This window comes from Geomesophilobacter sediminis (assembly GCF_016458275.1).
GTDB classification, from domain to species: domain Bacteria; phylum Desulfobacterota; class Desulfuromonadia; order Geobacterales; family Geobacteraceae; genus Geomesophilobacter; species Geomesophilobacter sediminis.
The window spans coordinates 78,363-101,401 of the sequence record NZ_JAEMHM010000024.1; the positions used below are offsets into that span (position 1 = coordinate 78,363).

Below are 23,039 nucleotides of genomic sequence, written 5' to 3' on the forward strand. Positions count from 1 at the left end.
TAGGCCCCCGACAGCGCGTTACAAAGACGCCGCTATGTCGAGGTTGCTAGATACTAAAAGGGGAGGTCTCTTGAACCAATTCTATAAAAACCTGGCGCTCTGGTTGGTGATCAGTTTGATGATGATCCTTCTGTTCAACCTCTTCAACAAGCCGAAACCGACGCAGGAGAAGCTTGATTACAGTGACTTCATTGAAGCGGTTGATACGGGCAAGGTCAAACAGACGCCCCGTCCTATCAGTTCCGTCACCATCCAGGGTAACGAGATCATAGGTAAGTTCACCGACGGCAAGGAATTCAGGACCTACAAACCCTCCGACGCCAACCTGACCGACCGCCTTCTCGCCAAGCACATCGCGGTTTCGGCGCGCCCGGAAGAGGAGCGTTTCTCCTGGTTCTCGCTGCTGGTTTCCTGGTTCCCGATCATCTTCCTGGTGGCGGTCTGGATCTTCTTCATGCGCCAGATGCAGGGTGGCGGCGGCAAGGCGATGGCCTTCGGCAAGAGCCGCGCGAAGCTTCTGACCGAGGCGCAGGGGAAGGTGACCTTCGAGGACGTGGCCGGCATCGAGGAGGCCAAGGAAGAGCTCGAAGAGATCATCGCCTTTTTGAAGGACCCCAAGAAGTTCACCAAGCTGGGTGGCCGGATCCCGAAAGGGGTGCTCCTCATGGGCCCTCCGGGTACCGGTAAAACCCTTCTGGCCCGCGCCATCGCCGGCGAGGCCGGGGTTCCCTTCTTCTCCATTTCCGGTTCCGACTTCGTCGAAATGTTCGTCGGCGTCGGCGCAAGCCGCGTCCGCGACCTGTTCGTCCAGGGCAAGAAGAGCGCGCCCTGCATCATCTTCATCGACGAGATCGACGCCGTCGGCCGTCACCGCGGCGCCGGCCTGGGCGGCGGTCACGACGAGCGCGAGCAGACCCTGAACCAGCTCCTGGTCGAGATGGACGGCTTCGAGTCCAACGAGGGGGTCATCCTGATCGCGGCCACCAACCGCCCCGACGTCCTCGACCCCGCGCTGCTCCGTCCGGGCCGCTTCGACCGCCAGGTCGTGGTGCCCCGTCCCGACGTGAAGGGGCGCGAGATGATCCTCCGGGTGCACGCCAAGAAGACCCCGCTTTCCCCCGACGTCGACCTCGGCGTCGTCGCCCGCGGGACCCCCGGGTTCTCCGGTGCGGACCTCTCCAACGTGGTCAACGAGGCGGCGCTCCTTGCCGCGCGCAAGGAGAAGAACTTCGTCGAGATGATCGACTTCGACGATGCCAAGGACAAGGTCCTCATGGGGGTCGAGCGCCGCTCCATGGTCATCTCCGACGAGGAGAAGAAGAACACCGCCTACCACGAGGCGGGCCACACCCTCGTCGCGAAGCTCATCCCGGGCACCGACCCGGTGCACAAGGTCTCCATCATCCCGCGCGGCCGCGCCCTCGGCGTGACCATGCAGCTTCCGATCGAGGACAAGCACAGCTACACCAAGACCTCGCTTCTGGACCGGATCGCCGTCCTCATGGGGGGCCGCGCCGCCGAAGAGATCATCTTCAACTCCATGACCACCGGCGCCGGCAACGACATCGAGCGCGCCACCGAGATCGCCCGCAAGATGGTCTGCGAGTGGGGGATGAGCGAGAAGCTCGGTCCGGTCAGCTTCGGCAAGAAGGACGAGCAGATCTTCCTCGGCCGCGAGATGGCCACCCACAAGAACTACAGCGAGCAGACCGCGGTCGAGATCGACGGCGAAATCCGCCGCATCGTCGAGCAGAACTACGCTCGGGTGCTCGACCTGCTGAGGTCCAACCTCGACTCCCTGCACAAGATCTCCCTCGCCCTGATCGAGAAGGAGAACCTGACCGGCGATGAAGTCGACCGGATCATCGCCGGCACCGATCTCGCCCCGGAAGGGCACGCCGAGGCATGACCCACGTGATCACCCCCACCTGGGAGCTTTCCCGGCGCACCCTGCCGCTGGATCGCCCCCTGGTGATGGGTATCCTCAACATCACCCCGGACTCCTTTTCGGACGGGAACCGCTTCTTTTCCATCGAGCGGGCCGTGGAGCGGGCCTTGGAAATGGAAGGGGAGGGTGCCGACATCATCGACATCGGTGGTGAGAGCACCCGACCCGGATCCCCCGCCTTGGGCGAGGCCGAGGAACTGGACCGGGTGATCCCGGTGGTCGAGGCACTTTCCGGCCGGCTCAAAGTCCCCATTTCGGTCGATACCTACAAGGGGGCGGTGGCCCGTGCCGCCTGCGCCGCCGGAGCCGAGATCGTCAACGACGTCAGCGGGCTCGCCTTCGATCCCGCCATGGCCCAGGCCGTGGCGAAGGCCGATGCCGGGCTCGTGGTCATGCACACCCGCGGTACCCCAGATAAGATGCAGCGCGACACCTCCTACGATGATCTGATCGGGGAGGTGAAAGCATATCTGGGGCGGTCCATCGAGACCGCCGTGGCCGCGGGGCTTCCCCGAAAAAGGATCGTCGTCGACCCGGGGATCGGCTTTGCCAAGGATCGCGCGGGGAACCTCGAGCTGATCCGCCGGCTTCGCGAGTTTCTCGACCTCGGGTGCCCGATCCTGATCGGCCCCTCCCGCAAGGGATTCATCGGGACGGTTACCGGCAAGAAGGTCGATGATCGCGTGATGGGAACCGCCGCGGTAGTCGCCGTCTCCATCATGAACGGCGCTTCGATCGTGCGGGTGCACGACGTCGGGGCGATGCGGGACGTGGCGGACATGACCCGGGCAATTCTCCCCCTTTCCGAACCTCTGAGAAATGACTGACCCTGGTGCCGATGACGGAGCTCCTGCAAAATAGGGGTTTGTTGCAGGACCTTCTGGACCTGGCCTTGACGGCTTTTGTCGTTTACCGGCTCTCGCGCCTGGTCAAGGGGGTCATGGCGCAGCGCATCCTGGGCGTTCTTTGCCTGCTCTTCCTCGGACACCTCCTGACCCGGTTTTTCGCCCTCAGTGCCGCCCGCCTGCTGATCGACGCGCTCCTCGCCTCCTCCGTCGTCGTCCTTGCCGTCATCTTCCAGACCGATATCCGCCGGGCCTTCACCGTGCTGACCCGTCACCAGCACGAAAAGAACGAAACGATGTCCGATGTCATCGACGAGCTGGTCTTCGCGGTGGCGAGCCTGGCCCAGAAACGGATCGGCGCTCTGATCGTCATCGAGCGGAGCATCCCGGTCGATACCTACCTCGCCGTGGGTACCGACATCGATGCCAAGGTCACCAGCGAGTTGATTTCCTCCATCTTCCTCCCGTACTCGCCGATCCACGACGGCGCGGTGATCATCCAGCGGGGGAAACTGACCAAGGCCGGGTGCTTTTTGCCGCTCACCCAGAACCCGGAGGTGAACAAGAACCTGGGCACGCGGCACCGCGCGGCGCTGGGGCTTTCCGAGCTGGTGGACGCCGTCGTGGTGGTCGCCTCGGAAGAGAGCGGCACCGTATCGCTGGTGGTGGGGGGGAAAAAGACCGACAACCTCGATCCGCCGGCGCTGGGGAAGCTTTTGCGGCGGCTCGTCGAGCCGAGGTGGCTTAAATGAGCCGGTCCGGAAAAGAGAGCCACACCCTGCTGGTGCGGGCGTTGAGCGTCGTCTTGGCGTTTCTGCTCTGGTTTTCCCTGGTGCTGGAACGCCATGACGAGCTTTCCCTTACCGTGCCGGTACAGGTCGAAGGGATAGCACCGGGATTGACGCTGGGATCGCCGCCGCCCAAAACCCTGGAGATGAAGGTCTCCGGACCGCGGATTGTGCTCTTGCGCGCGAGGCTGGGCGAAGCCCCGGTATACAGGGTCGATTTGTCCCGCTCCGGCGCCGGCGTGACCACCTTTGCGGCTCCGGAACGCCTGGTAAAACTGGATCCCGAGTTGACGGTTGAGACGGTATTCCCGGGGTCGTTTTCGGTGACGCTGCAAACGCAAGCCACGAAGTGAGCGCCAACAGGGGGGCGGCTTACGTTGCTTATCGAAAGATCTTGATCCCCGCCGGAATGTCACCCCTGCCGAATCAGCCGGGCCTCAGGACGATCAGGTTTACAAAGATGTCATCGCCCCGCAACACGCAGGCGATATTACTGTCGCACCATATACATAGATTTTTTCCTGGAAGGAGCCCATATGAAGAAACTGTTCGGAACCGACGGGGTGCGAGGCATCGCCAACGTCTATCCCATGACTGCGGAAATGGCGATGCAGATCGGCCGTGCCGCCGCGTACATCTTCCGTAACGGCAAGCGCCGCCACCGGATCGTCATCGGCAAGGACACCCGCCTTTCCGGCTACATGCTGGAGAATGCGCTGGTTGCCGGCATCTGTTCCATGGGGGTGGACGTCCTCCAGGTCGGCCCGCTCCCCACCCCGGGGATCGCCAACATCACCTCCTCGATGCGCGCCGATGCGGGGGTGGTCATCTCCGCCTCCCACAACCCCTTCGAAGACAACGGGATCAAGTTCTTCTCCCGGGACGGGTTCAAGCTTCCCGACGACGTCGAGTTGATGATGGAGGAGCTCATCTTCTCCAAGCGGATCGACGACTTCCGCCCCACCGCCAAGGAAGTCGGCAAGGCGTACCGCATCGACGACGCCGCCGGCCGCTACGTGGTCTTTTTGAAAGGGGCCTTCCCGAAGGACCTCGACCTTTCCGGTCTGAAGATCGTCCTGGATTGCGCCAACGGCGCCGCTTACAAGGTGGCCCCGGCCGTGTTCGAGGAGTTGGGCGCCGAAGTGATCGCCATCGGGGTGAAGCCCAACGGTACCAACATCAATGCCGGTTGCGGCTCGCTGCACCCGGAGGTGATGAGCGCCGCGGTCAAGGAGTACGGCGCCGACCTCGGTATCGCGCTCGACGGTGACGCCGATCGGGTCATCTTCGTCGACGAGTACGGCAGCGTGGTGGACGGAGACCGCATCATGGCCATCTGTGCCACCCACATGATGAAGCAGGGAATCCTGAACCAGAACACCCTCGTCGCGACCGTCATGAGCAACATGGGGCTCGAAATCGCCCTGAACCGGGCCGGCGGGCACGTGGTCCGGACCGCGGTCGGCGACCGCTACGTGGTCGAGGAGATGCAGAAAAACGGCTACAACCTGGGCGGCGAGCAGTCCGGTCACATGATCTTCCTGGACCACAACACCACCGGGGACGGCATCCTCTCCGCGCTGCAGGTCCTGGCCATCATGCAGCGGTACGACAAGCGGCTCTCCGAGCTTGCCATGGTGATGACGCCGCTGCCGCAGGTGCTGGTCAACGTGCGTCTGGCGCAGCGAAGCGACATCATGCAGGTTCCCGAGATCGCCTCGCTGGTGCGCGACGTCGAAGAGAAGCTCAAAGGGGAGGGGAGGGTGCTGATCCGCTATTCCGGCACCGAACCGCTGCTCCGCATCATGCTGGAGGGGCCGGACGAGCGGCTGATCAACGACTGGGCCAACCAGATCGCCTCCACCGTCTCCGGAGCCCTGGGAGGAAACGAGTAATGGCGCGTCTGGGAGTGAACATCGACCATGTGGCGACCCTGCGGCAGGCCCGCGGCGGGACCGAGCCGGACCCGGTCGCCGCGGCCGCGATCGCGGAACTGGCCGGGGCGGACGGGATCACCATCCACCTGCGCGAGGACCGGCGCCACATCCAGGACCGGGACCTGAAGATCCTGCGCCAGACCGTGCAGACCAAGCTCAACCTGGAGATGGCGGCGACCGACGAGATGGTGAACATCGCGCTTTCGGTGAAGCCGGAGTGCTGCACCCTGGTTCCGGAGAAGCGGGCCGAGCTGACCACCGAAGGGGGGCTCGACGTGCGGCTCAACATGGAGACGGTGAAGCAGGCGGTGGAAAGGCTGCAGGACGGCGGGATCATCGTCAGTCTCTTCATCGATCCCGATCCGGACCAGATCAAGGCCGCCAACAAGGTAGGGGCCGATTACATCGAGATCCACACCGGCGCCTTCTCCGAGGCCAAAGACTGGAAGACCGAGGAGCAGGAACTGATCAAGATCGAGAACGCGGTGAAGCTGGCGCGCAAACTCGATCTCGGCGTCAACGCCGGCCACGGTCTGAACTACGTGAACGTGAAGAAGGTCGCCGCAATCGGGGATATCGAAGAGTTCAACATCGGGCATTCGATCATGTCCCGCGCCATCCTGGTCGGGCTGGACCGCGCGGTCCGCGACATGTCCGAACTGGTAAGATACGCCTGAAAAGGGCGAAGGGGTGTCGATGAAAGAGGAAGGGAACAAGTCGCTGGCTTCGAAGGTATTCCGGGTCGAGACCTTTATCTTGCTGGTCGGGGTCGGCTGCATCATCGAGGGGATCGTCGACGGGATGACCATGCCGATCTTCTACGGGATCTGCATCATGCTTGGCAGCATCGTCCTCCACCTGGTCAAGAAGAAGGACTGGGAGAAGCACTGGGCCGAACAGCAGCGGATCCGCCAGAACTACGAACAGCGGATGGCCGAAGAGAAAAAACGCAAGGAATCGGGCGGGTCCACCGACCGCTGAGACGGTTCCGTTTTGCTGAAAAAAAGGAAGGCGGGGGCATTGGCTCCCGCCTTCTTTGTGTTTCAACCGCTGGGTAATGGGCAGGTCGCGTTGCGGTACCAAACGCGACGTAGTGCGCCTCAGCGGGGAGGACAGGCAGCTGCGGAGCCAGTCCCCGCTGGGGAGGTCGGGGCGGAGGCTACAGTTCCTCCGGCTTGCAGAGCACCTTGTCGGTTTTGGCCGCCCGGGCGCACTTGCGACAGACATACCGCGGCTCGGCCACCAGTTTCTTCAGCTCCTTGAAGTCGTCCTTGATGTCGTCCTTATCCCACTTGCAGAGGGTCTTTCCTTCTTTTCCCATTCGAGCACCTCTTCGTTTCCCCGGGCTTTCCCGCATGATCCCGAGTGCTGACGGTCCCCAGGTCGCGCTGAGAAACGATACGCAACCTTCCCCGTGGCCAGGGCTCTGACGGCCCGCGCGGGACCCTCCAGATTATTGCCCAATGTCGTTGTTACTCATGAATATAACACATACCGAGCTCGAAAGAATCTCCCGCCACCGCGACGCCTTTAGGAGGAGGGAGCGGGGACCCAATAGGACAAAAATTAGAAAACTCTGATAGAATCCCACCATTGTTTTTCTCGGGGGAGACCCGACGCACAAACCAGGCATTTGCTGATCCAATCATCGGCTAAAGGAGGACGGACCATGCTTTCCAAGTTCAAGATCATGACGCGGTTGCTCGGTGGGTTCGGAACGGTGCTGGTGTTGCTGCTGCTGGTGGGTATCGGGGGGATCGTGGGACTTATGCAACTGTCGGGGCAAAACGCCTCGGTGGGGCAGGGGTATGCAACGGTCGAGGCCTCGCAACGGGCGCGGGCCAACCTCAACCTGTTGCGGCGCTTCGAGAAGGACATCCTGATGAACCTGCAGTCTCCGGAGAAGGTGCGGTCGTATCGGACCAAGTACGGTGAAAGTCTGGCGCAGTACCGCAAAGGGCTGGACGAGCTGGCGCCGCTTTGCACCGACGCCAAGGAGAAGGAACTTTATGGGAACATCACCCGAAACTCCGAGGAATACAACAGCGGCTTCAACCTGGTGCTGCATCGTATCGAACGCGGGGAGATCGCCAACACCGAGGCTGCCAATGCCCAGTTGGAGAGTGTGAACCCCGCCTCGCACGCTGCCGAGGCCGCGGCAACCGAACTCGCCGATAAAAACCGCAAGGACGTCGAACAACTGGTTTCCGAAGCGGCCGGTCGGGGAAGGAACATCATCATCACCCTGGCCATCTTGCTGGTCCTGACCTGCGGCGCCGGGCTGGGGATCTGCTACGCCATTTCCCGCTCCATCATCGCGCCGGTGCAGCAGTTGACCCAGCAGGCGGACGCGCTGGCCGACGGGAATCTCACCGTCTCCTTCCAAAGTAACGGCCGCGACGAAATCGCCCATCTTGCCACCGCCTTCGGGAGGATGGCGGAACGGCTGCGGGAGACCATCTCCCGGATCAGCGACACCTCAACCCGGGTGGCCGCCTCATCGGAACAGCTCAGCGTGACCGCCGACCAGATCTCGGCCGGGGCGGGGGAGGTCGCCTCCCAGACCGGCACGGTGGCCACCGCGAGCGAGGAGATGGCGGCAACCTCCGGCGACATCGCCCAGAACTGCCTGATGGCGGCGGAGACCTCCAACCGTGCCAGCGAAACCGCGCGTTCCGGGGTCGTGGTGGTGCAGGAGACCATCAGCGGCATGGAACGGATCGCCGAACAGGTGCGGGTGGTCGCCAAGAGCGTGGAAAGCCTCGGAGCCCGTTCCGACCAGATCGGGGCCATCATCGGGACCATCGAAGACATCGCGGACCAGACCAACCTCCTTGCGCTCAATGCGGCCATCGAGGCGGCCCGGGCCGGCGAGCAGGGACGCGGTTTTGCCGTCGTCGCCGACGAGGTGCGGGCCCTGGCGGAAAGGACGACCCGCGCCACCCGGGAGATCGGCGAAATGATCAAGGCCATCCAGCAGCAGACCAAGGACGCCGTGGCCGCGATGGAAGAGGGGGTGAGCGAGGTCGAACGGGGGGCAGCGTCGTCGCTTCGTTCCAGCGACGCGCTGCAACTGATCCTGACCCAGATCGAGGACGTGACCGCCCAGGTGAACCAGATCGCCACCGCCGCGGAGCAGCAGACGGCGACCACCAGCGAGATCACGACCAACATCCAGCAGATCACCCAGGTGGTTCAGGTCACCACCCAAAGCGCTGCGGAGACGGCGCAGGCTTCCTCCGTCTTGTCGCGCGAATCGGAGCAGCTGCGGCAGCTGGTCAGCAAGTTCCGGCTCACCTAGGGGATCGGTAGCTGGCAAGCGACGGCTTCAGCCGGCGTGTACCGGGGCGGGAGGGATGGCTTTCCTTCCGCCCTGTTTTGTCCGGAAGCCCGTAGCTACGTGGACCCGGTTGCATTGTTACAACCGTGTAAAATCTGGTGCCTCCCGGAAAGTCCTTCTTGCTGCACCTCGGGATTCCGGTCTATCATTAAAACGATGATGCAATGAGTTAAAGCGATCACTGTTACTCTGACGCATAACATCCAGTAACTGTGCCACCTCAACGGTTGTCTCTCAGACAGAGAGACGGATCGACCAATTGCACAATTCTGATGTCGTGGGATAATCACATCTGTTTTGAAATAGTTTGGGGGACACTCATGATAGAACCGAATCTGCCGAAGAGTATCCTTGCCGTGATAGAATGTGCGTCCGCCGGTGCGGATAATGAGGGTACCGGCTCCGCCGATGCCGCCGGTGAGAACGACCCTGCCAATATACTGATCGAAAGTGGCATCCTCGTGGTGGATATGGAAAAGACGGAAGCATTCAACTTGAAGGTACCTGAATCCGGTGCTGCCGATGCCGCGGTGGTACTCCCGGCCAAGATCGTGCCTGCTGCCGGTCGGACCCCCCAAAAAGGGAAGAAGGAGAAGGCTGCGCCAAAAGGAAAACTCCCCGGGCGCAAAGCGGTCAAGGTGACGAAGGGGGCCCCCTCTGCCGAAGAATTGGACCTGAACGAGCATCAATGGTATCTGAACCGGGAGCTGACCTGGCTCGAATTCAACCGGCGCGTGCTCCACGAGGCCGAAGACGAGCGGACCCCGCTTTTGGAACGGCTGAAATTTCTGGCCATCGTCGGGGCCAACTCCGACGAGTTCGTCATGAAACGGATCGGGGGCCTCAAACAGCAGATCGGCGCCGGTCTCAACGAACTCACCCTGGACGGCCGCTCGCCGCGCCAGCAGGTGACCGAGTGCTACGCCGAGATCAAGGAGATCCACCTCCGGGAACGGGAGATCTTCGCGAAGCTGCGGGCCCTTCTCGAGCCGAAGGGGATCGTGATCGAGAGCTACCCCGACCTCACCCCCAAAGAGAAGAAGGCGCTTCGGGACTATTACTATGTGAACATCTTCCCCCTGGTCACCCCGCAGTCGATCGACCCGGCGCACCCCTTCCCGTTCATTTCGAATCTCTCGCTCAACCTGCTGGTTTCGCTGCGTTATCCCAAGGCCCGCGAGGTCTCCCTGGCCCGGGTCAAGGTCCCGGTGGGGCTGGGGACGCCGCGGTTTTTGCGGGTCGGCAAGGGGGACCGTTTCGTCCCCCTGGAAGAGGTGATGATGCACAACCTCGACATGCTCTTCCCGGGGATGCACATCGTCACCTGCGAGATCTTCCGGGTGACCCGCAATGCCAATACCGAAAAGGACGAGGAGGAGGCGGACGATCTGATGGCGATGATCGAGTCCGAGCTCAAGGAGCGGAAATTCGCCCCCATCGTCCGCCTGGAAGTCGCCGCGGGGATGGAGTACCTGCACCGGGGACGGCTTGCCGCGGAGCTCGAGCTCGACAACGAAAACGACGTCTTCGAGGTGCCGGGGATGCTCGCCATGCGCGACCTGTTCGAGCTGGCCCGGCTCGACTATCCGAGGCTGCACGAACCGCCGCACCATCCGATCGACCATCCCGAACTCCTCACCACGCGCAACATCTTCCACACCATCCGGGACGCCGGGGCGATCTTGCTGCAGCACCCCTACGTCTCCTTTTCCACCTCGGTGGAGCGGTTTTTGCGCGAGGCGGCCACCGATCCCAAGGTGCGCGCCATCAAGATGACCCTGTACCGGACCTCCAGCCAGAGCCGGATCATCGAGTCGCTGATCCTGGCGGCGCAAAACGGCAAGCAGGTGGCGGTCGTCGTGGAACTGAAGGCCCGGTTCGACGAGGCAACCAACATCCGGCTCGCCGAAAGGATGGAGGAAGCCGGGATCCACGTCACCTACGGGGTGGTCGGGCTGAAGACGCATTGCAAGGTGATCCTCGTGGTCCGGCAGGACTACCGCGGCATCCGCCGCTACGTCCACATCGGGACCGGGAACTACCACGCCGAGACGGCCCGGATCTACAGCGATGTCGGCATCCTGACCAGCGACGAGACGGTCGGACAGGACGTCACCGAACTCTTCAACTACCTCACCACCGGCTTCATGGCCAAGCGCAAGTACCAGTGCCTGGTTACCGCGCCGCGCTTTTTGAAAAAGGCCCTCCTGGAAAAGATCGAGCGGGAGATCGCGCTGCAGCAGCAAGGGGGGGGCGGGGTGATCCGGTTCAAGATGAACGCGCTGGAGGATGGCGACATCGTGAAGGCACTCTACCGCGCCTCGATCGCCGGGGTCCGGGTGCGCCTCTACGTGCGCGACACCTGCCGGCTGCGGCCCGGGATCCCGAAGCTCTCCGAGAACATCAGCGTGGTGAGCGTGGTGGGGCGGTTTCTGGAGCATGCCCGGATCTACTACTTTAGAAACGGCGGCGACGAGGAGTACTTCATTTCCTCCGCCGACGCCATGAAACGGAACCTCGAAGCGCGGGTGGAGATCCTGTGCCCGGTGGCGGCCCCGGAATTGCGCGCGGAGTTGGCGGGGATCTTCGAGGCTCACGACGCCGACCGCCGCTCCGCGTGGGACATGCTTCCCGATGGCTCGTACCGGCAGCGGGTGCCGGCCGAGGGCGAAAGCGCCGAGGGGACCCACCAGATCCTGATCGGGCAGGCGGAGAAGCGGCTGAAGGAGTCGCTCAAGCAGAAAAAGAAGGTGAAGTAACTAAAAGGCGTCTCACCCGGAGGCCCACGGAAAAACGGATAAAACCTCGTCGTTTCAGGGGACCCCCTCCCTGCAGCGACGAGGTTTTATTCGTTCTTTTTACCGTTATCCGTGTGCGACGCCTTGGTCTTTGGTAAACTCCCTGAAGCCGTTTTCCGGGCGGATACGGACTCCAGGATGAGGGAGGTAGGCCATGGCGAAAATGCCGGCGCAGCTTTATTTGAACCTCAAGGAACGTTATACCGGGCTGATCGGTGCGGTCGAAGCGATGGATTCGGCGGCGCGCAGCGCGGGGCCTCTCAACGACAAAACCATCCACCTGATCCAACTGGCCGCCGCCGCTGCCATCGGCTCCCACGGTTCGGTGCACAGCCATACCGCCCGGGCCTTGGAGGCCGGGGCCACCGCCGATGAGGTCCGCCATGCGGTAATCGCCCTCACCGGCACGGTCGGTTTTCCCATCATGGCCGCGGCCCTTTCCTGGGTGGACGAGGAGATCGAAAGGACCTAGGCGGTATCTCTCCACCGATTTTCACCGAAAAAAAACGGATAAAACCTTCGTCGTTTCTAAGGGGAAAACCCTTGGCGTCGACGCGGTTTTATCCGTTTTGTTGTGCCGTTATCCGTACGAGATCCCTTTCCGTCATTCCCTTTGGTGCTTGATGAAGGTCCCGGCCCGGTATTCCTCGAACGCCTCGCGCAGCTCCTCCTGGGTATTCATCACGATCGGGCCGTACCACGCCACCGGTTCCTCGATGGGGCGCCCCGACACCAGCAGGAACCGGACCGGTTCGTTCTCCGTCGTTACCTGGACCCGGTCTCCGTCGTCGAACAGCACCAGATGCTGGGCCCGGACCCGGCAGTCTTTGTTGAGCTCCAGCCAGCGCGGACCGATCTCTTCGTAGGCGAAAGGGTCGCGCCCCGCGTCGAAGTAGCCGTGCCCCTGGAACACGTAGGCGAAAGCCTTGTGGCCCCGGGGGATCGGATGGGTGAAGGTCGTTTCCGCCGGAATGGTCACGTCGAGGTATTCCGGATCGGTGACGATGTCCCGCACCGGCCCCTTCACGCCGCCGACCTCCCCGCAGATGACCTTGACGCTCACCCCGGTGGCGAAGCGCACCTCCGGAATCTGCTCGCTCATGATGCCGCGGTAGCGCGGTTCCATCATCTTGTGCGACGCCGGCAGGTTCGCCCACAGCTGAAAGCCCCACATCAGGCCGGTCTCGTCCCCTTTGGGCATCTCCTGGTGGATGATCCCGCTTCCGGCCGTCATCCACTGCACGTCGCCGGTGGCGATCACCCCCTGGTTTCCCATGCTGTCGCCGTGTTCGACGTCGCCGTGCAGCACGTAGGTGATGGTTTCCATCCCGCGGTGCGGATGCCAGGGGAAACCGGCCAGGTACTCGTCCGGGTCGGAGGAATGGAAGTCGTCCAAAAGCAGGAACGGATCCAGTTCCGGGACCTGGTAGTAGCCGAAGACCCTTCTCAGGTGCACGCCGGCCCCCTCGACGGTCGGTTTGCTTTGCCAGACTTTCTTGATCCTGCGCACGGTGCCGTTGTTGCTGTCCATCCTGAGATCCTCCACCAGAGATATGAATAAACCGGGAAAGAAACGATCGGCATAGTATAGCCGAAAGCGGATCGGGCGCCAGAAACGGGTTAGGTAGAGGTGACATGAAAACGCAAAAGGTCTAGCATGAGAGTGGACGGTGGCAGAAAGGTAGTTTGAGGACCGCCGAGGAGAAGGGGGACAGGCACCTGCGGAGCCAGTCCCCTCGAGCGCCTCCCCGGTGGGAGCGCCATTGCTGGCGCGATCAGCGAGCGAAGCGCTGCCGGGGTTCTCCAGGCTGCAATTTGTGCATGAGGAGGGAACAGGACTATGACCCCAGTAAAACCGGAAACGGACAAAACGTGCACCAGCCCGGAAAAGCACGAGCAGCACGTCTGCTGTCTGCACAGCAAGGGACTGACGAAGACGGTTGAGCAGGTCACCGACCACCCCACGGTGACCTGTGCCATCTGCCTGGTGAACGCCAACGCCCCGGAGTACGTCTGTGCTCCGACCACCCTGGGCACCGGCTACCACTATTCCGACATGCAAGGGAGCAAGAAGATCATCTGCGGGAGCGTCGATTCCACCGTAAAAAAGGAAAAACTGGGGCAGTGACCGATTGCCCCGGTTCCCTTTCCCCGCTCTGGAACCGGACCTACGCCCGCAGCAGCCTCACCCCAGGTGAGAAACGGCGCCATATTCCTGGCGCCGTCTGTTTTTTTGCCCCTTGGGCGCCCCCGCGATCTTCATTGACAAGTCAAGGCAAAAATTGTATACAGTATCCGTTTAAATGAGAGCGGTTACCTTAGTGGTTGCTTGATAACTATCTCAAATAGCAGGAAAAAATCTCGAGGAGGGGACATGATCGAAGCATATCTGAAACAAGAAGCGGAAAGAAAAGCGCTGGGCATTCCCGCCAAGCCGCTCGATCCGGAGCAGACCGCCGGCCTTTGCAAACTTTTGGAGGCTCCCCCCGCCGGGAAAGAAGCCTTCCTTCTTGAGCTCCTCAAGGAGCGCGTTTCCCCGGGCGTCGATCCGGCCGCCGAAGTAAAGGCTGCTTTCCTTGCCGAGATCACCACCGGCAAGAAGAAGTCCCCGCTCGTCTCCAAGAAAGAGGCGGTCCAGATCCTCGGCACCATGCTGGGCGGCTACAACGTCGCTCCGCTCGTCGCCGCGCTCAAAGACGCCGAACTGGCCGATGAGGCCGTCAAGGCCCTCTCCGGCACCACCCTCGTCTATGACGCCTTCGACGACGTCCTCGAACTCTCCAAGTCCAACGCTTCGGCCAAGAAGGTCGTCGAGTCCTGGGCCAACGCCGAGTGGTTCACCTCCCGCGCCGGCATCGCCGAGACCGTGAAGGTCAAGGTCTACAAGGTCGACGGCGAGATCAACACCGACGACTTCTCCCCGGCGGGCGACGCCTGGAGCCGTCCGGACATCCCGCTGCACGCTCTCGCCATGGGCAAGACCCGCTTCCCGGACGGCAACGCGACCATCGCCAAGTTCCGCGCCGAAGGGTTCCAGGTTGCCTTCGTTGGCGACGTCGTCGGCACCGGTTCTTCCCGTAAGTCCGCCTGCAACTCCGTCCTTTGGCACATCGGCCAGGACATCCCGGCGGTCCCCAACAAGCGTCGCGACGGCATCATCATCGGCGGCGTCATCGCCCCGATCTTCTTCAATACCGCGCAGGACTCCGGGGCATTCCCGATCAAGACCGACGTCACCAAGATGAAGACCGGCGACGTCATCGTCATCGATACCAAGAAGGGCGAGATCAAGAGCGAGGGGGGCGAGGTGCTCTCCACCTTCACCATCGCCCCGAACACCCTGTCCGACGAGTTCCGCGCCGGCGGCCGCATTCCGCTGATCATCGGCCGCGCCCTCACCGATCGTGCCCGTAAGGCCCTCGGTCTGGCTCCCAGCACCGTCTTCACCCTCCCGGTGAACCCGGTACCCAAGGCGGGCCAGGGCTACTCGCTGGCCCAGAAGATGGTCGGTCAGGCCTGCGGCGTTGCCGGTATCCTCCCGGGCACCGCGTGCGAGCCGAAGATGACCACCGTCGGTTCCCAGGACACCACCGGCCCGATGACCGCCGATGAGCTGAAGGAACTCGCCTGCCTGCGCTTCCAGGCTCCGATGTTCATGCAGTCCTTCTGCCACACCGCCGCCTATCCGAAGCCGGCCGACGTGAAGATGCACAAGACCCTGCCGCAGTTCATGATCGAGCGCGCCGGGGTGCCGCTCAAGCCGGGCGACGGCGTCATCCACTCCTGGCTGAACCGCCTTCTCGTCCCCGACACCGTCGGGACCGGCGGCGACTCCCACACCCGTTTCCCGATCGGTATCTCCTTCCCGGCCGGTTCCGGTCTGGTTGCCTTCGCCGGTGCGCTCGGCTTCATGCCGCTCGACATGCCGGAATCGGTCCTGGTCCGCTTCAAAGGGAAGTTCAACCCGGGCATCACCCTGCGTGACGCCGTGAACGCGATCCCCTACTGGGCCATCAAGCAGGGGCTCCTCACCGTGCCCAAGAAGAACAAGGTCAACATCTTCAACGGCCGCATCCTCGAGATGGAAGGTCTCCCCGAACTCTCCGTCGAGCAGGCCTTCGAGCTGACCGACGCCGCCGCCGAGCGCTCCGCCGCCGCCGGCTGCATCAAGCTCTCCGAGAAGTCCGTTGCGACCTACCTCCGCTCCAACGTCGCGCTGATGAAGAAGATGATCGCCGACGGCTACCAGGACGCCGAGACCCTCCAGAACCGCATCGATGCGGTCAACGAGTGGCTGAAGAACCCGAAACTCCTCGCGGCCGACGCCAACGCCGAGTACGCCGCGGTGATCGAGATCGACCTCGCCGAAATCACCGAGCCGATCCTGGCCTGCCCGAACGACCCGGACGACGTCAAGCTCCTCTCCGAGGTTGCCGGCACCCCGATCAACGACGTCTTCCTCGGTTCCTGCATGACCAACATCGGCCACTTCCGCGCCGCCGGCGAAATCTGGAAAGGGAGCAAGTTCAACCCGAACGTCCGCACCTGGATCTGCCCGCCGACCCGCATGGACCAGCAGCAGCTCAAGGACGAGGCGTACTTCTCGGTCTACAGCGCCTTCGGCGCCCGCATCGAGATCGCCGGCTGCTCGCTCTGCATGGGTAACCAGGCTCGCGTGCCCGACGGGGTCAACATGTTCTCCACCTCGACCCGTAACTTCGACGACCGTATCGGCAACGGCGCCAAGGTATTCCTCGGCTCCGCCGAACTGGGCGCGGTGGCTGCCAACATCGGCAAGCTCCCGACCCCGGCCGAGTACCTTGCCATCTACCAGGAGAAGGTCGCTCCCAACGCGGCCAACGTCTACAAGTACCTCCAGTTCGACGAGATGGCCGAGTACAAGTAGCCGATAGCAGCAGATACATAGCAAAAAGGCCCGTCGGGAAAACCCGGCGGGCCTTTTTGCTTTTTGCTTTCTTGACACGGGATAGGATTGGTATTTAATAATGTGCGTTTTCCGGAGCCGCCACCCTTCCTTTTCATGACTGGAGGTACGCCATGCCCTATCACCCGCAACTCGATATCACGCAGGTAAACGTCCGGGTAATGCCCCACCTGGAACTGGGCTATTTCGTGGTGAACTTGGCCGATGCGCTGGAGGTCCATCCGAAGTATCAAGATGAGGGTACGATTCCGTATCCACTGCTCAAGCCGCCCGAACTCAGGCAGATTGGCCTCAACCACATTGCCGCGACCAAGGCGGCCGAAGGTGGCGACCGGGGCAAAATCAGCGAACGAGACGCGCTGCGTCCGATCACGGAGTTGCACCCCGTCGCGATTATTCGCTGGGCCGTGATCCGGTCCGTGGTCGAGAACGATCCCTCACTCCTTGAGGGACTCGGATTGCCGCCCAAAAAGAAGGGGCTCCGAAGCAGTGCCGTGACGACGGAACTTTACGCCCCGCAGAATCCTTCGGCGAAGAACGGAAAACCAGGTTGCGTCCTGATCACCACCAACAAGGTACCCAAAAGCCACATCTATCAGGTGGGCGTCTGTAAAGGAGACCCGTCGGTGGATGCCAACTGGTGGCTCGTCGGACCCTACGATCACTGTCGAAATATGGAAGTTTCCGGTCTGGACTCCGGTACCCTCTACTTTTTCAGGGTCATGTGTATCGCCGGAAACCTGCAGAGCCCCTGGTCGGCAATCATAACCTTTAGAGCTCCCTGAGTTGCGTCTTCAGCTCCGTTGGTAGAGGAAGAGGCCCTGAACCATTGGTCAGGGCCTCTTCTGGGCTCGGCTCTTCCCGGTGCGTTCTTGCGTGCTTTCGCCGGGTTCCCTCCAAGCAAAGCGACGTCTCCACGGCAAAATGCAAAGTCACTGCAACGATGGGGCGGCCCTTCACAAGGTAATCGTCTGTCCGGGCAGATGACGTATTTCCGCGGCACGATGTCATGTCTCCCCTGCAATACGACATCTTCCCCCGGTCCGAGGTAATGTCTCCCCACCGAGATGACGTCTTCCCCCGGCACGATGTCATGTCTCCGCCACAAGATGACGTCTTCCCCTGGCCCGGCATCATGTCTGCCCACCAAGATGACGTCTTCCCCCGGCCGGATGTCATGTTTTCCTCAAAAGATGACATCTTGCCCCGGCCCGATGTCATGTCTGCCCACCAAGATGACGTCTCCCCCTGGCCCGATGTCATGTCTCCCCTGCAAGACGACATCTTCCCCGGCACGATGTCATTTCCCCCCCCGCAAGATTGCATCTGTGGTTCGAATCTCTTCTGGCGCGCCATATCAAAGAAAAGAAGGGGATAGGCTGCTTCTGAGAAGCAGGCTTTCCCCTTTTCTTTTACCAGGAGCCCGGAACCAGGAACCCCGTTGGGCCCTGTCCTCAGTGCTTGTTGTTATGTAAGTGTTCCATAATGTTGACCAATTAACATGCTGATTTCATTATGATTTGTTTTGTGCTATAAGGCGGCAAGAGTGGAATAGTCCCATGTCTTCAATACAAGATTTATGAAGCTGATATGTCAAGACCAGACACAGGCGAAACCGACCGAAGGAAGTGACGTGATTGCAACCACCATTCCGCTGTGAATCCGACCAGCGTTCCGGCGAAGGCGACCGAGGTCTTCTATAGTCGCAAGGTATGCCTCCTTTTTTAACGTCGTTGGGGCGCACCAGCTAAGCGCTGCGTGCTGCCGCCTTGTTAGACCTCATTCTGGTTCCGGAGAATGTTTTTCTGATTTATTAACTGATTCAAGTTTCTCTATGGTTCTAATACATGTAAAAAGAAAAAATGATAAGCCAAGCATTATAACCATGCCATTGAGTCTTATCATGTTTATGTGTCTTGATTCATAGGTTGCTTCTGGACACAATGAAAAATAAATGGCAAACATTATTCCTGTTGTGAATGCAATCATGCAAACAATGGAAATGTATCGGTATTGTTTCAAATTGTTCAGGACATTTAATTCCGCCTTATTGAATTCACTGCGCATTGGTGCCTCCAGCAGTCACTTTATGGCATGGGGAGTTATGACACTTCAGGGGAGGGGGACGTTGGTTAGTTCGTTAAGTTGCTTGAGAAACTCCATGATCATCAAAGCAGCGCCGCCCTTGGTCTGAGGAGAACCGGTTCAACTCCCTTCCGTCTCGGATTTCGCAACTGCGGCCTTGTCATACATTTCGGGAAATAGATCGAAGGCGGCCTTAATGGTCGTTGAGAGAGTGCTCTCTCTTTCTGCGGCAAGTATTACTGCAGACCGAGAGATGCCCAGTATTTTTGAGATATCAACGCCGCGGTACCCGAACCTTTTGAGGGCGATGAAGCAGATAAGTGACCTGGCCTTGGAGATCCGTGTTTGCTTGCTTCCGTGACAAAGCGATGACGATTCCACTCCGAATACGGTCGCAACCCTTTCTATAATCTCGTGGATAGGGGGCGCCAAAAGGGGTTCGTCAGTATGGGGTGGTTCGGATTCATGCCAGATTCCTTCAACAAAGCCGCCGCTGCCTAGGATTCTTTCGTCGTACGTCTCGAAGCCGTTCATGGCGGAAAGTTTGAGAAGGCGTTTCAAGCCTCCGCCAACCAGTTCGTCCCTTCTCCCAAGGGCGATCCCATCGGCGACAAAGGCGCGGTACAACTTTCGGGCTCGCCCTTTTTGCGCGCCGAACATGGCTAAGATCTCGTCGGACACTTGGCCTAGAAGCTTACTGTGACCGAGGATGACTGAATGCCCGCTCCATTGGTAGGCATCCAACTGACGCATTGAAGAGACGAGGCCGGCACGAAGTGGATTGAGATGTATGTACCGAACCAATTCAAGAAGGTAGGTGTCTTCATCGCAGACGATTGACTTGTAACGGTTTTGGAAGAGATGACCGCTGCGGTGGTGTCGGAGGTTGAAGACAACGGCGTAGCCAGTGAGTAGCCGCCGCATCATGTCGGCCAGCTTTAACTTGGTTGGACGGAGAAGAAGGTGGACATGGTTGGAAAGGAGGCTCCAGGCGAGGCAATCAGTACCTGTCTTTAGAAGCAGGCGGGAGAGACGGTCTACGAAAGCTGTTCGGTCGCGGTCATCGATGAAAATTTCCCTTTTCTCGATTCCACGGACCATGACGTGCTGGAGGATCCCAGGGATATCTAGGCGGGCTAGTCTTGGCATTGTCTAATTATGCCATACATGGTGAGTAACTCAACGAACTAACCAGCGTCCCCCTCTGCCCTTTTACCCTGTTCAGTGCCATGAGTATCATTGGCGCTCCTGAGTGCGGGGCGGTGAAGAGTCCGGCATGGGGTAAGCCTCAGGGTGCCGTTGCGGGGTCTGTGGCCCGATGATGACTTTTTATGTATGGCGCCAAGATTCACCTTTGGGGAGCCTTTGGGCTTACCCCCTCTGATGCCTTACGCTCTTGAGTCAGCGGCATGATTGCATCGACTGGGTCCCTCGTAATGGAGGTAAGGTAGGCCCCAGGTGCACATGGGTTGCTAATGCGTTCCACTCTAAAGGGGGATATGGTCGTGGGTGGAGAAAAACTACACCCTGCTGTGCAGGAATTAGATGAAATCACGTCAGCTTTTTTTAATGGGGCGGCTATGGCTGATTTGGAGGTCAGGCAACTGGCAACCACTTATCGCCAGGCCCACAATGAGACAGCACAGGCTCTTGATAGATTGAATGGTGGTCGCGAAGCCTTTCCTCATTTTTTCAATGCAGTAAATCTACTTGCTGTTGATTTGCGGACTGATAATCCCGCTAGTCTTTTACTCAGCGGAGCCGTTTGTATTGGGAGGGGACAACTCACTACTCTAAGTCAAAACTTCAATTATCATGTGTGCTGGCAAATTGTAAATGTCTACGAACTATTCGAAGTTTTCGTTAAAGAAGTGTACGCCCTTTTGGGAAAGTATGAAAATGGCTGTTGGAGATGTTCAGATTATGGAAAGATACCGCTTGGTGACGTAGCCGGTAAGAGTCTTGATTGGTTCAAGCAGGTATCAAGAACCTTTGAAGCAGAAGAAACCATAAGGCAGTTACGGCGTGTACTTCCCGTTCTGAGCGAGATAGAAAGAAACAACCCCCGCAACTTCAAGTTGCAATTTGAGCTGCTTCTTATTGCGCTGTTACGTCACATCATAGTGCACAGAAAGGGGCGCACCCTTTTTGAATTATTTACAGAAAGGCTATGTAAGAAAGCAGGTATCGCAACAAATGAGCATGTCAGGGCTGAATTGAGAACGTATCTTGTCATTGCTCCAGGCGAGGAGGAGCATTCGGTTCTTCTCGCCGATCTGGAAAATGATAAAGGCAAGAATGACAGTATATTACTTCAAAGATATGACCATATCGTTCGAATTTTAACTAGTTACGGAGCACTGCTGGGCGACCTTGTTGCAGAACGTTTCGGTTCACTACCTAAGTGGAAAAGAAACGGTGGTGGCGAGGAATAACTATTTATTGAACCTTACTTTTAGGAAACATTACCTAGAAGGAGAGCTAATGGAGTTTATTCGTACATACGGCAAAGAAATTGTTTCGCTGTTAGTCCCATTCATAACATGGTTTCTCAATGTAGGGATTAAAGCCAGGGCGAAACTGATATGGGCTAGCCCGCACTCATTTACTTTTTTGGTTCAAGAGCCTATAGTTGATACACAAGAACATATACTGAAACAAACACAAACTGTCTGCACTGCTTCGATTAGAGTCATAAATACTGGGAGAGAGACAGCCAATAAAGTTGAGCTAGTTTTCAACTGGAAACCTCAATATATTAATTTGTGGCCGGTCCGTCATTATGAACATAAGAACGATCAGGATGGTCGCCACATGCTGATTTTTGAAAATCTGTCACCTAAAGAAGAAATCGGGCTAGAAGTTATGTCTATCAATGCGGAACTACCTGCATTGCTCGTTGTGCGCAGCGCTGAGTGCACAGCTCAGAATGTGCCTCTGATGTGGACCCGCTATGTCTGCTTGTGGAAGATTAACCTCGCTCGTCTGCTGGTGCTAGTTAGTCTGAGCGCCACAGTTTATTGTTTAATTGCACTGATTCAGTTTTTGGTTCTCAAAACTCCATATGGTGGATAAAAGGCCCCGTTTGCAATCCAAGCGTGACAGGGGCGGGCCTCTGACCCTAGCCGCCGACCAGGCAGACGTTTTTCTCGGAGAGTCTATGATTTTATATAAATACCTGTCGTATGAGTCCGGATTGAAAATCCTACAAAATAACTCAATCGGGTTCTCGCAGCCGAATCACTTTAATGATCCATTCGAGCTGGAAGCTGCTTATCCATCTGAAAAGAAGGCTAATGACCCCATTCATTCCATATTTTATGGACTCCAGATCTGGGGGAAGAAAATGACCTGGAAGCGAAATACCGGTATCTTGTCTTTAACAAGGCAGCCACTTAATCCACTTATGTGGGCACATTACTGTGGTAACCATACCGGTATGGTCATAGGTATAGATTCAGCTATAAATGAATTTGCATCCGAAGAAATTAATACCATTCCTGTTCAATATGGCAGTGTAATTTACACAGACAAAAAGCCAACCAATTTATTATTGAGTAAGCCAAAAAGTACTCTTGAAGTAGGCGGAACTTTTCATTTTCAACCTGAACATCTTGAGCGGCTACAGCGTCTCTTTCTTTTTAAGCCTATGTGTTGGTCATATGAGGAGGAAGTAAGAGTTGTAAAGTGCCTGAAAGGAATTGAGAAAAATAAGAACATTTTAAGTGGGTCTTTCAGCGAGCTCGATGTGTGTGGAAGACCCCTTTATCTCCTAAAACTTCCGCATGGTGCCATTAAAGAAGTATATGCCGGACTGCGTACAAATGTCTTTGAAAGCGAGGAGCACTGCGATAACTTTGTGTCAATGGTCACTGGATACCAACCTGGTACCAGGGTTTTTGGTTGCAGCATTAGCGACTCTAGCTGGAGCTTAAAACGGGTTGCTTTGGACGAAGATTAGTATTGGGAAGAATTGACCCTTTGGGTGGCACCGGATTTGCCCTGTCCGTACTGAGCCACGTCAGGCATTAAGTATCAGGAGAGGATGATGACCGAATACCACGCGTACGACCCAATGGGGCATATCAAGGCCATATCATTGCTTTTGAAAAACGCTAGTAATTTCACAGCGGAAAAATCTGATGTTTTGAAAACCACGGACTACTCAGCGTATGGCGAGTTGGGTGAAATGATGTACGGAGAGGACGTCTACACAACCGTATACTGCGACGCTGCCTATAGCCACCTCGTAGCGTCTTCTCTAGCCACTTTTTTTGGTTCTTCCGCAGAATGTGTGGGTAACTGAGGCGTTCGCATAGGGGTGAGCAGCGCCCCCAAAATAGAGCATCCCGC

General features: G+C 58.8%; 21 protein-coding genes. 17 read left to right on the forward strand and 4 right to left on the reverse strand.

Annotated features, from left to right (window positions below; all coding sequences use genetic code 11):
* Nucleotides 1-70: 70 nt before the first annotated feature.
* From ftsH to JFN93_RS22530, 7 genes are all read left to right on the forward strand, one after another.
* Nucleotides 71-1,909 carry an ATP-dependent zinc metalloprotease FtsH gene (ftsH, locus tag JFN93_RS22500; RefSeq protein WP_236021910.1) on the forward strand — a complete coding sequence of 613 codons (1,839 nt, stop codon included), beginning with the start codon at nt 71-73 and terminating at the stop codon, nt 1,907-1,909.
* Nucleotides 1,906-2,775 (forward strand): dihydropteroate synthase, encoded by an 870-nt coding sequence (folP, locus tag JFN93_RS22505; RefSeq protein WP_199386634.1) that lies wholly within the window; start codon nt 1,906-1,908, stop codon nt 2,773-2,775. The genes ftsH and folP overlap by 4 nt, the downstream gene beginning before the upstream one ends.
* Before the next feature lie 11 nt (nt 2,776-2,786).
* Nucleotides 2,787-3,545, forward strand: coding sequence for a diadenylate cyclase CdaA (gene cdaA / locus JFN93_RS22510; protein ID WP_199386635.1), 759 nt, complete (start codon nt 2,787-2,789; stop codon nt 3,543-3,545).
* The gene (locus JFN93_RS22515; RefSeq protein WP_199386636.1) at nt 3,542-3,934 is read left to right on the forward strand and encodes a CdaR family protein; all 393 of its coding nucleotides are present in this window, start codon (nt 3,542-3,544) and stop codon (nt 3,932-3,934) included. Before cdaA ends, JFN93_RS22515 begins: the two co-directional genes overlap by 4 nt.
* Before the next feature lie 183 nt (nt 3,935-4,117).
* The gene (glmM, locus tag JFN93_RS22520; protein WP_199386637.1) at nt 4,118-5,476 is read left to right on the forward strand and encodes a phosphoglucosamine mutase; all 1,359 of its coding nucleotides are present in this window, start codon (nt 4,118-4,120) and stop codon (nt 5,474-5,476) included.
* The gene (locus tag JFN93_RS22525; RefSeq protein ID WP_199386638.1) at nt 5,476-6,195 is read left to right on the forward strand and encodes a pyridoxine 5'-phosphate synthase; all 720 of its coding nucleotides are present in this window, start codon (nt 5,476-5,478) and stop codon (nt 6,193-6,195) included. Before glmM ends, JFN93_RS22525 begins: the two co-directional genes overlap by 1 nt.
* Nucleotides 6,196-6,214: 19 nt before the next feature.
* On the forward strand, nt 6,215-6,499 hold the full coding sequence (locus JFN93_RS22530; RefSeq protein ID WP_199386639.1) for a hypothetical protein: 285 nt from the start codon (nt 6,215-6,217) through the stop codon (nt 6,497-6,499).
* A gap of 178 nt (nt 6,500-6,677) precedes the next feature.
* On the opposite strand, the gene JFN93_RS22535 is transcribed toward JFN93_RS22530, so the two are convergent.
* Nucleotides 6,678-6,839, reverse strand: a complete 162-nt coding sequence (locus tag JFN93_RS22535; RefSeq protein ID WP_199386640.1) for a hypothetical protein — start codon at nt 6,837-6,839, stop codon at nt 6,678-6,680.
* A 348-nt stretch (nt 6,840-7,187) separates the two neighbouring features.
* On the opposite strand from JFN93_RS22535, the gene JFN93_RS22540 reads away from it, so the two are divergent.
* From JFN93_RS22540 to JFN93_RS22550, 3 genes are all read left to right on the forward strand, one after another.
* Nucleotides 7,188-8,819 carry a methyl-accepting chemotaxis protein gene (locus JFN93_RS22540; RefSeq protein ID WP_236021911.1) on the forward strand — a complete coding sequence of 544 codons (1,632 nt, stop codon included), beginning with the start codon at nt 7,188-7,190 and terminating at the stop codon, nt 8,817-8,819.
* Nucleotides 8,820-9,178: 359 nt separating this feature from the next.
* Nucleotides 9,179-11,617 carry a polyphosphate kinase 1 gene (gene ppk1, locus JFN93_RS22545; RefSeq protein ID WP_236021912.1) on the forward strand — a complete coding sequence of 813 codons (2,439 nt, stop codon included), beginning with the start codon at nt 9,179-9,181 and terminating at the stop codon, nt 11,615-11,617.
* Between the two features lie 193 nt (nt 11,618-11,810).
* Nucleotides 11,811-12,128 (forward strand): carboxymuconolactone decarboxylase family protein, encoded by a 318-nt coding sequence (locus JFN93_RS22550; protein WP_199386641.1) that lies wholly within the window; start codon nt 11,811-11,813, stop codon nt 12,126-12,128.
* A 132-nt stretch (nt 12,129-12,260) separates the two neighbouring features.
* Here JFN93_RS22550 and JFN93_RS22555 read toward each other — a convergent pair whose 3' ends face one another.
* The gene (locus JFN93_RS22555; RefSeq protein WP_199386642.1) at nt 12,261-13,187 is read right to left on the reverse strand and encodes a pirin family protein; all 927 of its coding nucleotides are present in this window, start codon (nt 13,185-13,187) and stop codon (nt 12,261-12,263) included.
* 309 nt (nt 13,188-13,496) lie between these two features.
* On the opposite strand from JFN93_RS22555, the gene JFN93_RS22560 reads away from it, so the two are divergent.
* The 3 genes from JFN93_RS22560 to JFN93_RS22570 all read left to right on the forward strand — a co-directional run bounded on the left by JFN93_RS22560 (nt 13,497) and on the right by JFN93_RS22570 (nt 17,386).
* A complete protein-coding gene (locus JFN93_RS22560) occupies nt 13,497-13,784 on the forward strand; it encodes a hypothetical protein (protein WP_199386643.1) in 288 nt (95 codons plus the stop codon).
* Nucleotides 13,785-14,030: 246 nt separating this feature from the next.
* Nucleotides 14,031-16,562 (forward strand): bifunctional aconitate hydratase 2/2-methylisocitrate dehydratase, encoded by a 2,532-nt coding sequence (gene acnB, locus JFN93_RS22565; protein WP_199386644.1) that lies wholly within the window; start codon nt 14,031-14,033, stop codon nt 16,560-16,562.
* Nucleotides 16,563-16,714: 152 nt separating this feature from the next.
* Nucleotides 16,715-17,386 carry a fibronectin type III domain-containing protein gene (locus JFN93_RS22570; protein WP_199386645.1) on the forward strand — a complete coding sequence of 224 codons (672 nt, stop codon included), beginning with the start codon at nt 16,715-16,717 and terminating at the stop codon, nt 17,384-17,386.
* Nucleotides 17,387-18,380: 994 nt separating this feature from the next.
* Here JFN93_RS22570 and JFN93_RS22575 read toward each other — a convergent pair.
* Together JFN93_RS22575 and JFN93_RS22580 are read right to left on the reverse strand one after the other, a co-directional pair.
* Nucleotides 18,381-18,668, reverse strand: coding sequence for a hypothetical protein (locus tag JFN93_RS22575; protein WP_199386646.1), 288 nt, complete (start codon nt 18,666-18,668; stop codon nt 18,381-18,383).
* 138 nt (nt 18,669-18,806) lie between these two features.
* On the reverse strand, nt 18,807-19,835 hold the full coding sequence (locus JFN93_RS22580) for a transposase (protein ID WP_236021913.1): 1,029 nt from the start codon (nt 19,833-19,835) through the stop codon (nt 18,807-18,809).
* A 356-nt stretch (nt 19,836-20,191) separates the two neighbouring features.
* On the opposite strand from JFN93_RS22580, the gene JFN93_RS22585 reads away from it, so the two are divergent.
* The 4 genes from JFN93_RS22585 to JFN93_RS22600 all read left to right on the forward strand — a co-directional run bounded on the left by JFN93_RS22585 (nt 20,192) and on the right by JFN93_RS22600 (nt 22,992).
* Nucleotides 20,192-21,121 (forward strand): hypothetical protein, encoded by a 930-nt coding sequence (locus JFN93_RS22585; protein ID WP_199386647.1) that lies wholly within the window; start codon nt 20,192-20,194, stop codon nt 21,119-21,121.
* A 49-nt stretch (nt 21,122-21,170) separates the two neighbouring features.
* Complete coding sequence (locus JFN93_RS22590) at nt 21,171-21,761, forward strand: hypothetical protein (protein WP_199386648.1); 591 nt, start codon at nt 21,171-21,173, stop codon at nt 21,759-21,761.
* A gap of 85 nt (nt 21,762-21,846) precedes the next feature.
* Nucleotides 21,847-22,647: a DUF2971 domain-containing protein gene (locus tag JFN93_RS22595; RefSeq protein ID WP_199386649.1), complete on the forward strand. Its 801-nt coding sequence runs from the start codon at nt 21,847-21,849 to the stop codon at nt 22,645-22,647.
* 87 nt (nt 22,648-22,734) lie between these two features.
* Nucleotides 22,735-22,992, forward strand: a complete 258-nt coding sequence (locus JFN93_RS22600; protein ID WP_199386650.1) for a hypothetical protein — start codon at nt 22,735-22,737, stop codon at nt 22,990-22,992.
* Nucleotides 22,993-23,039 lie beyond the last annotated feature (47 nt).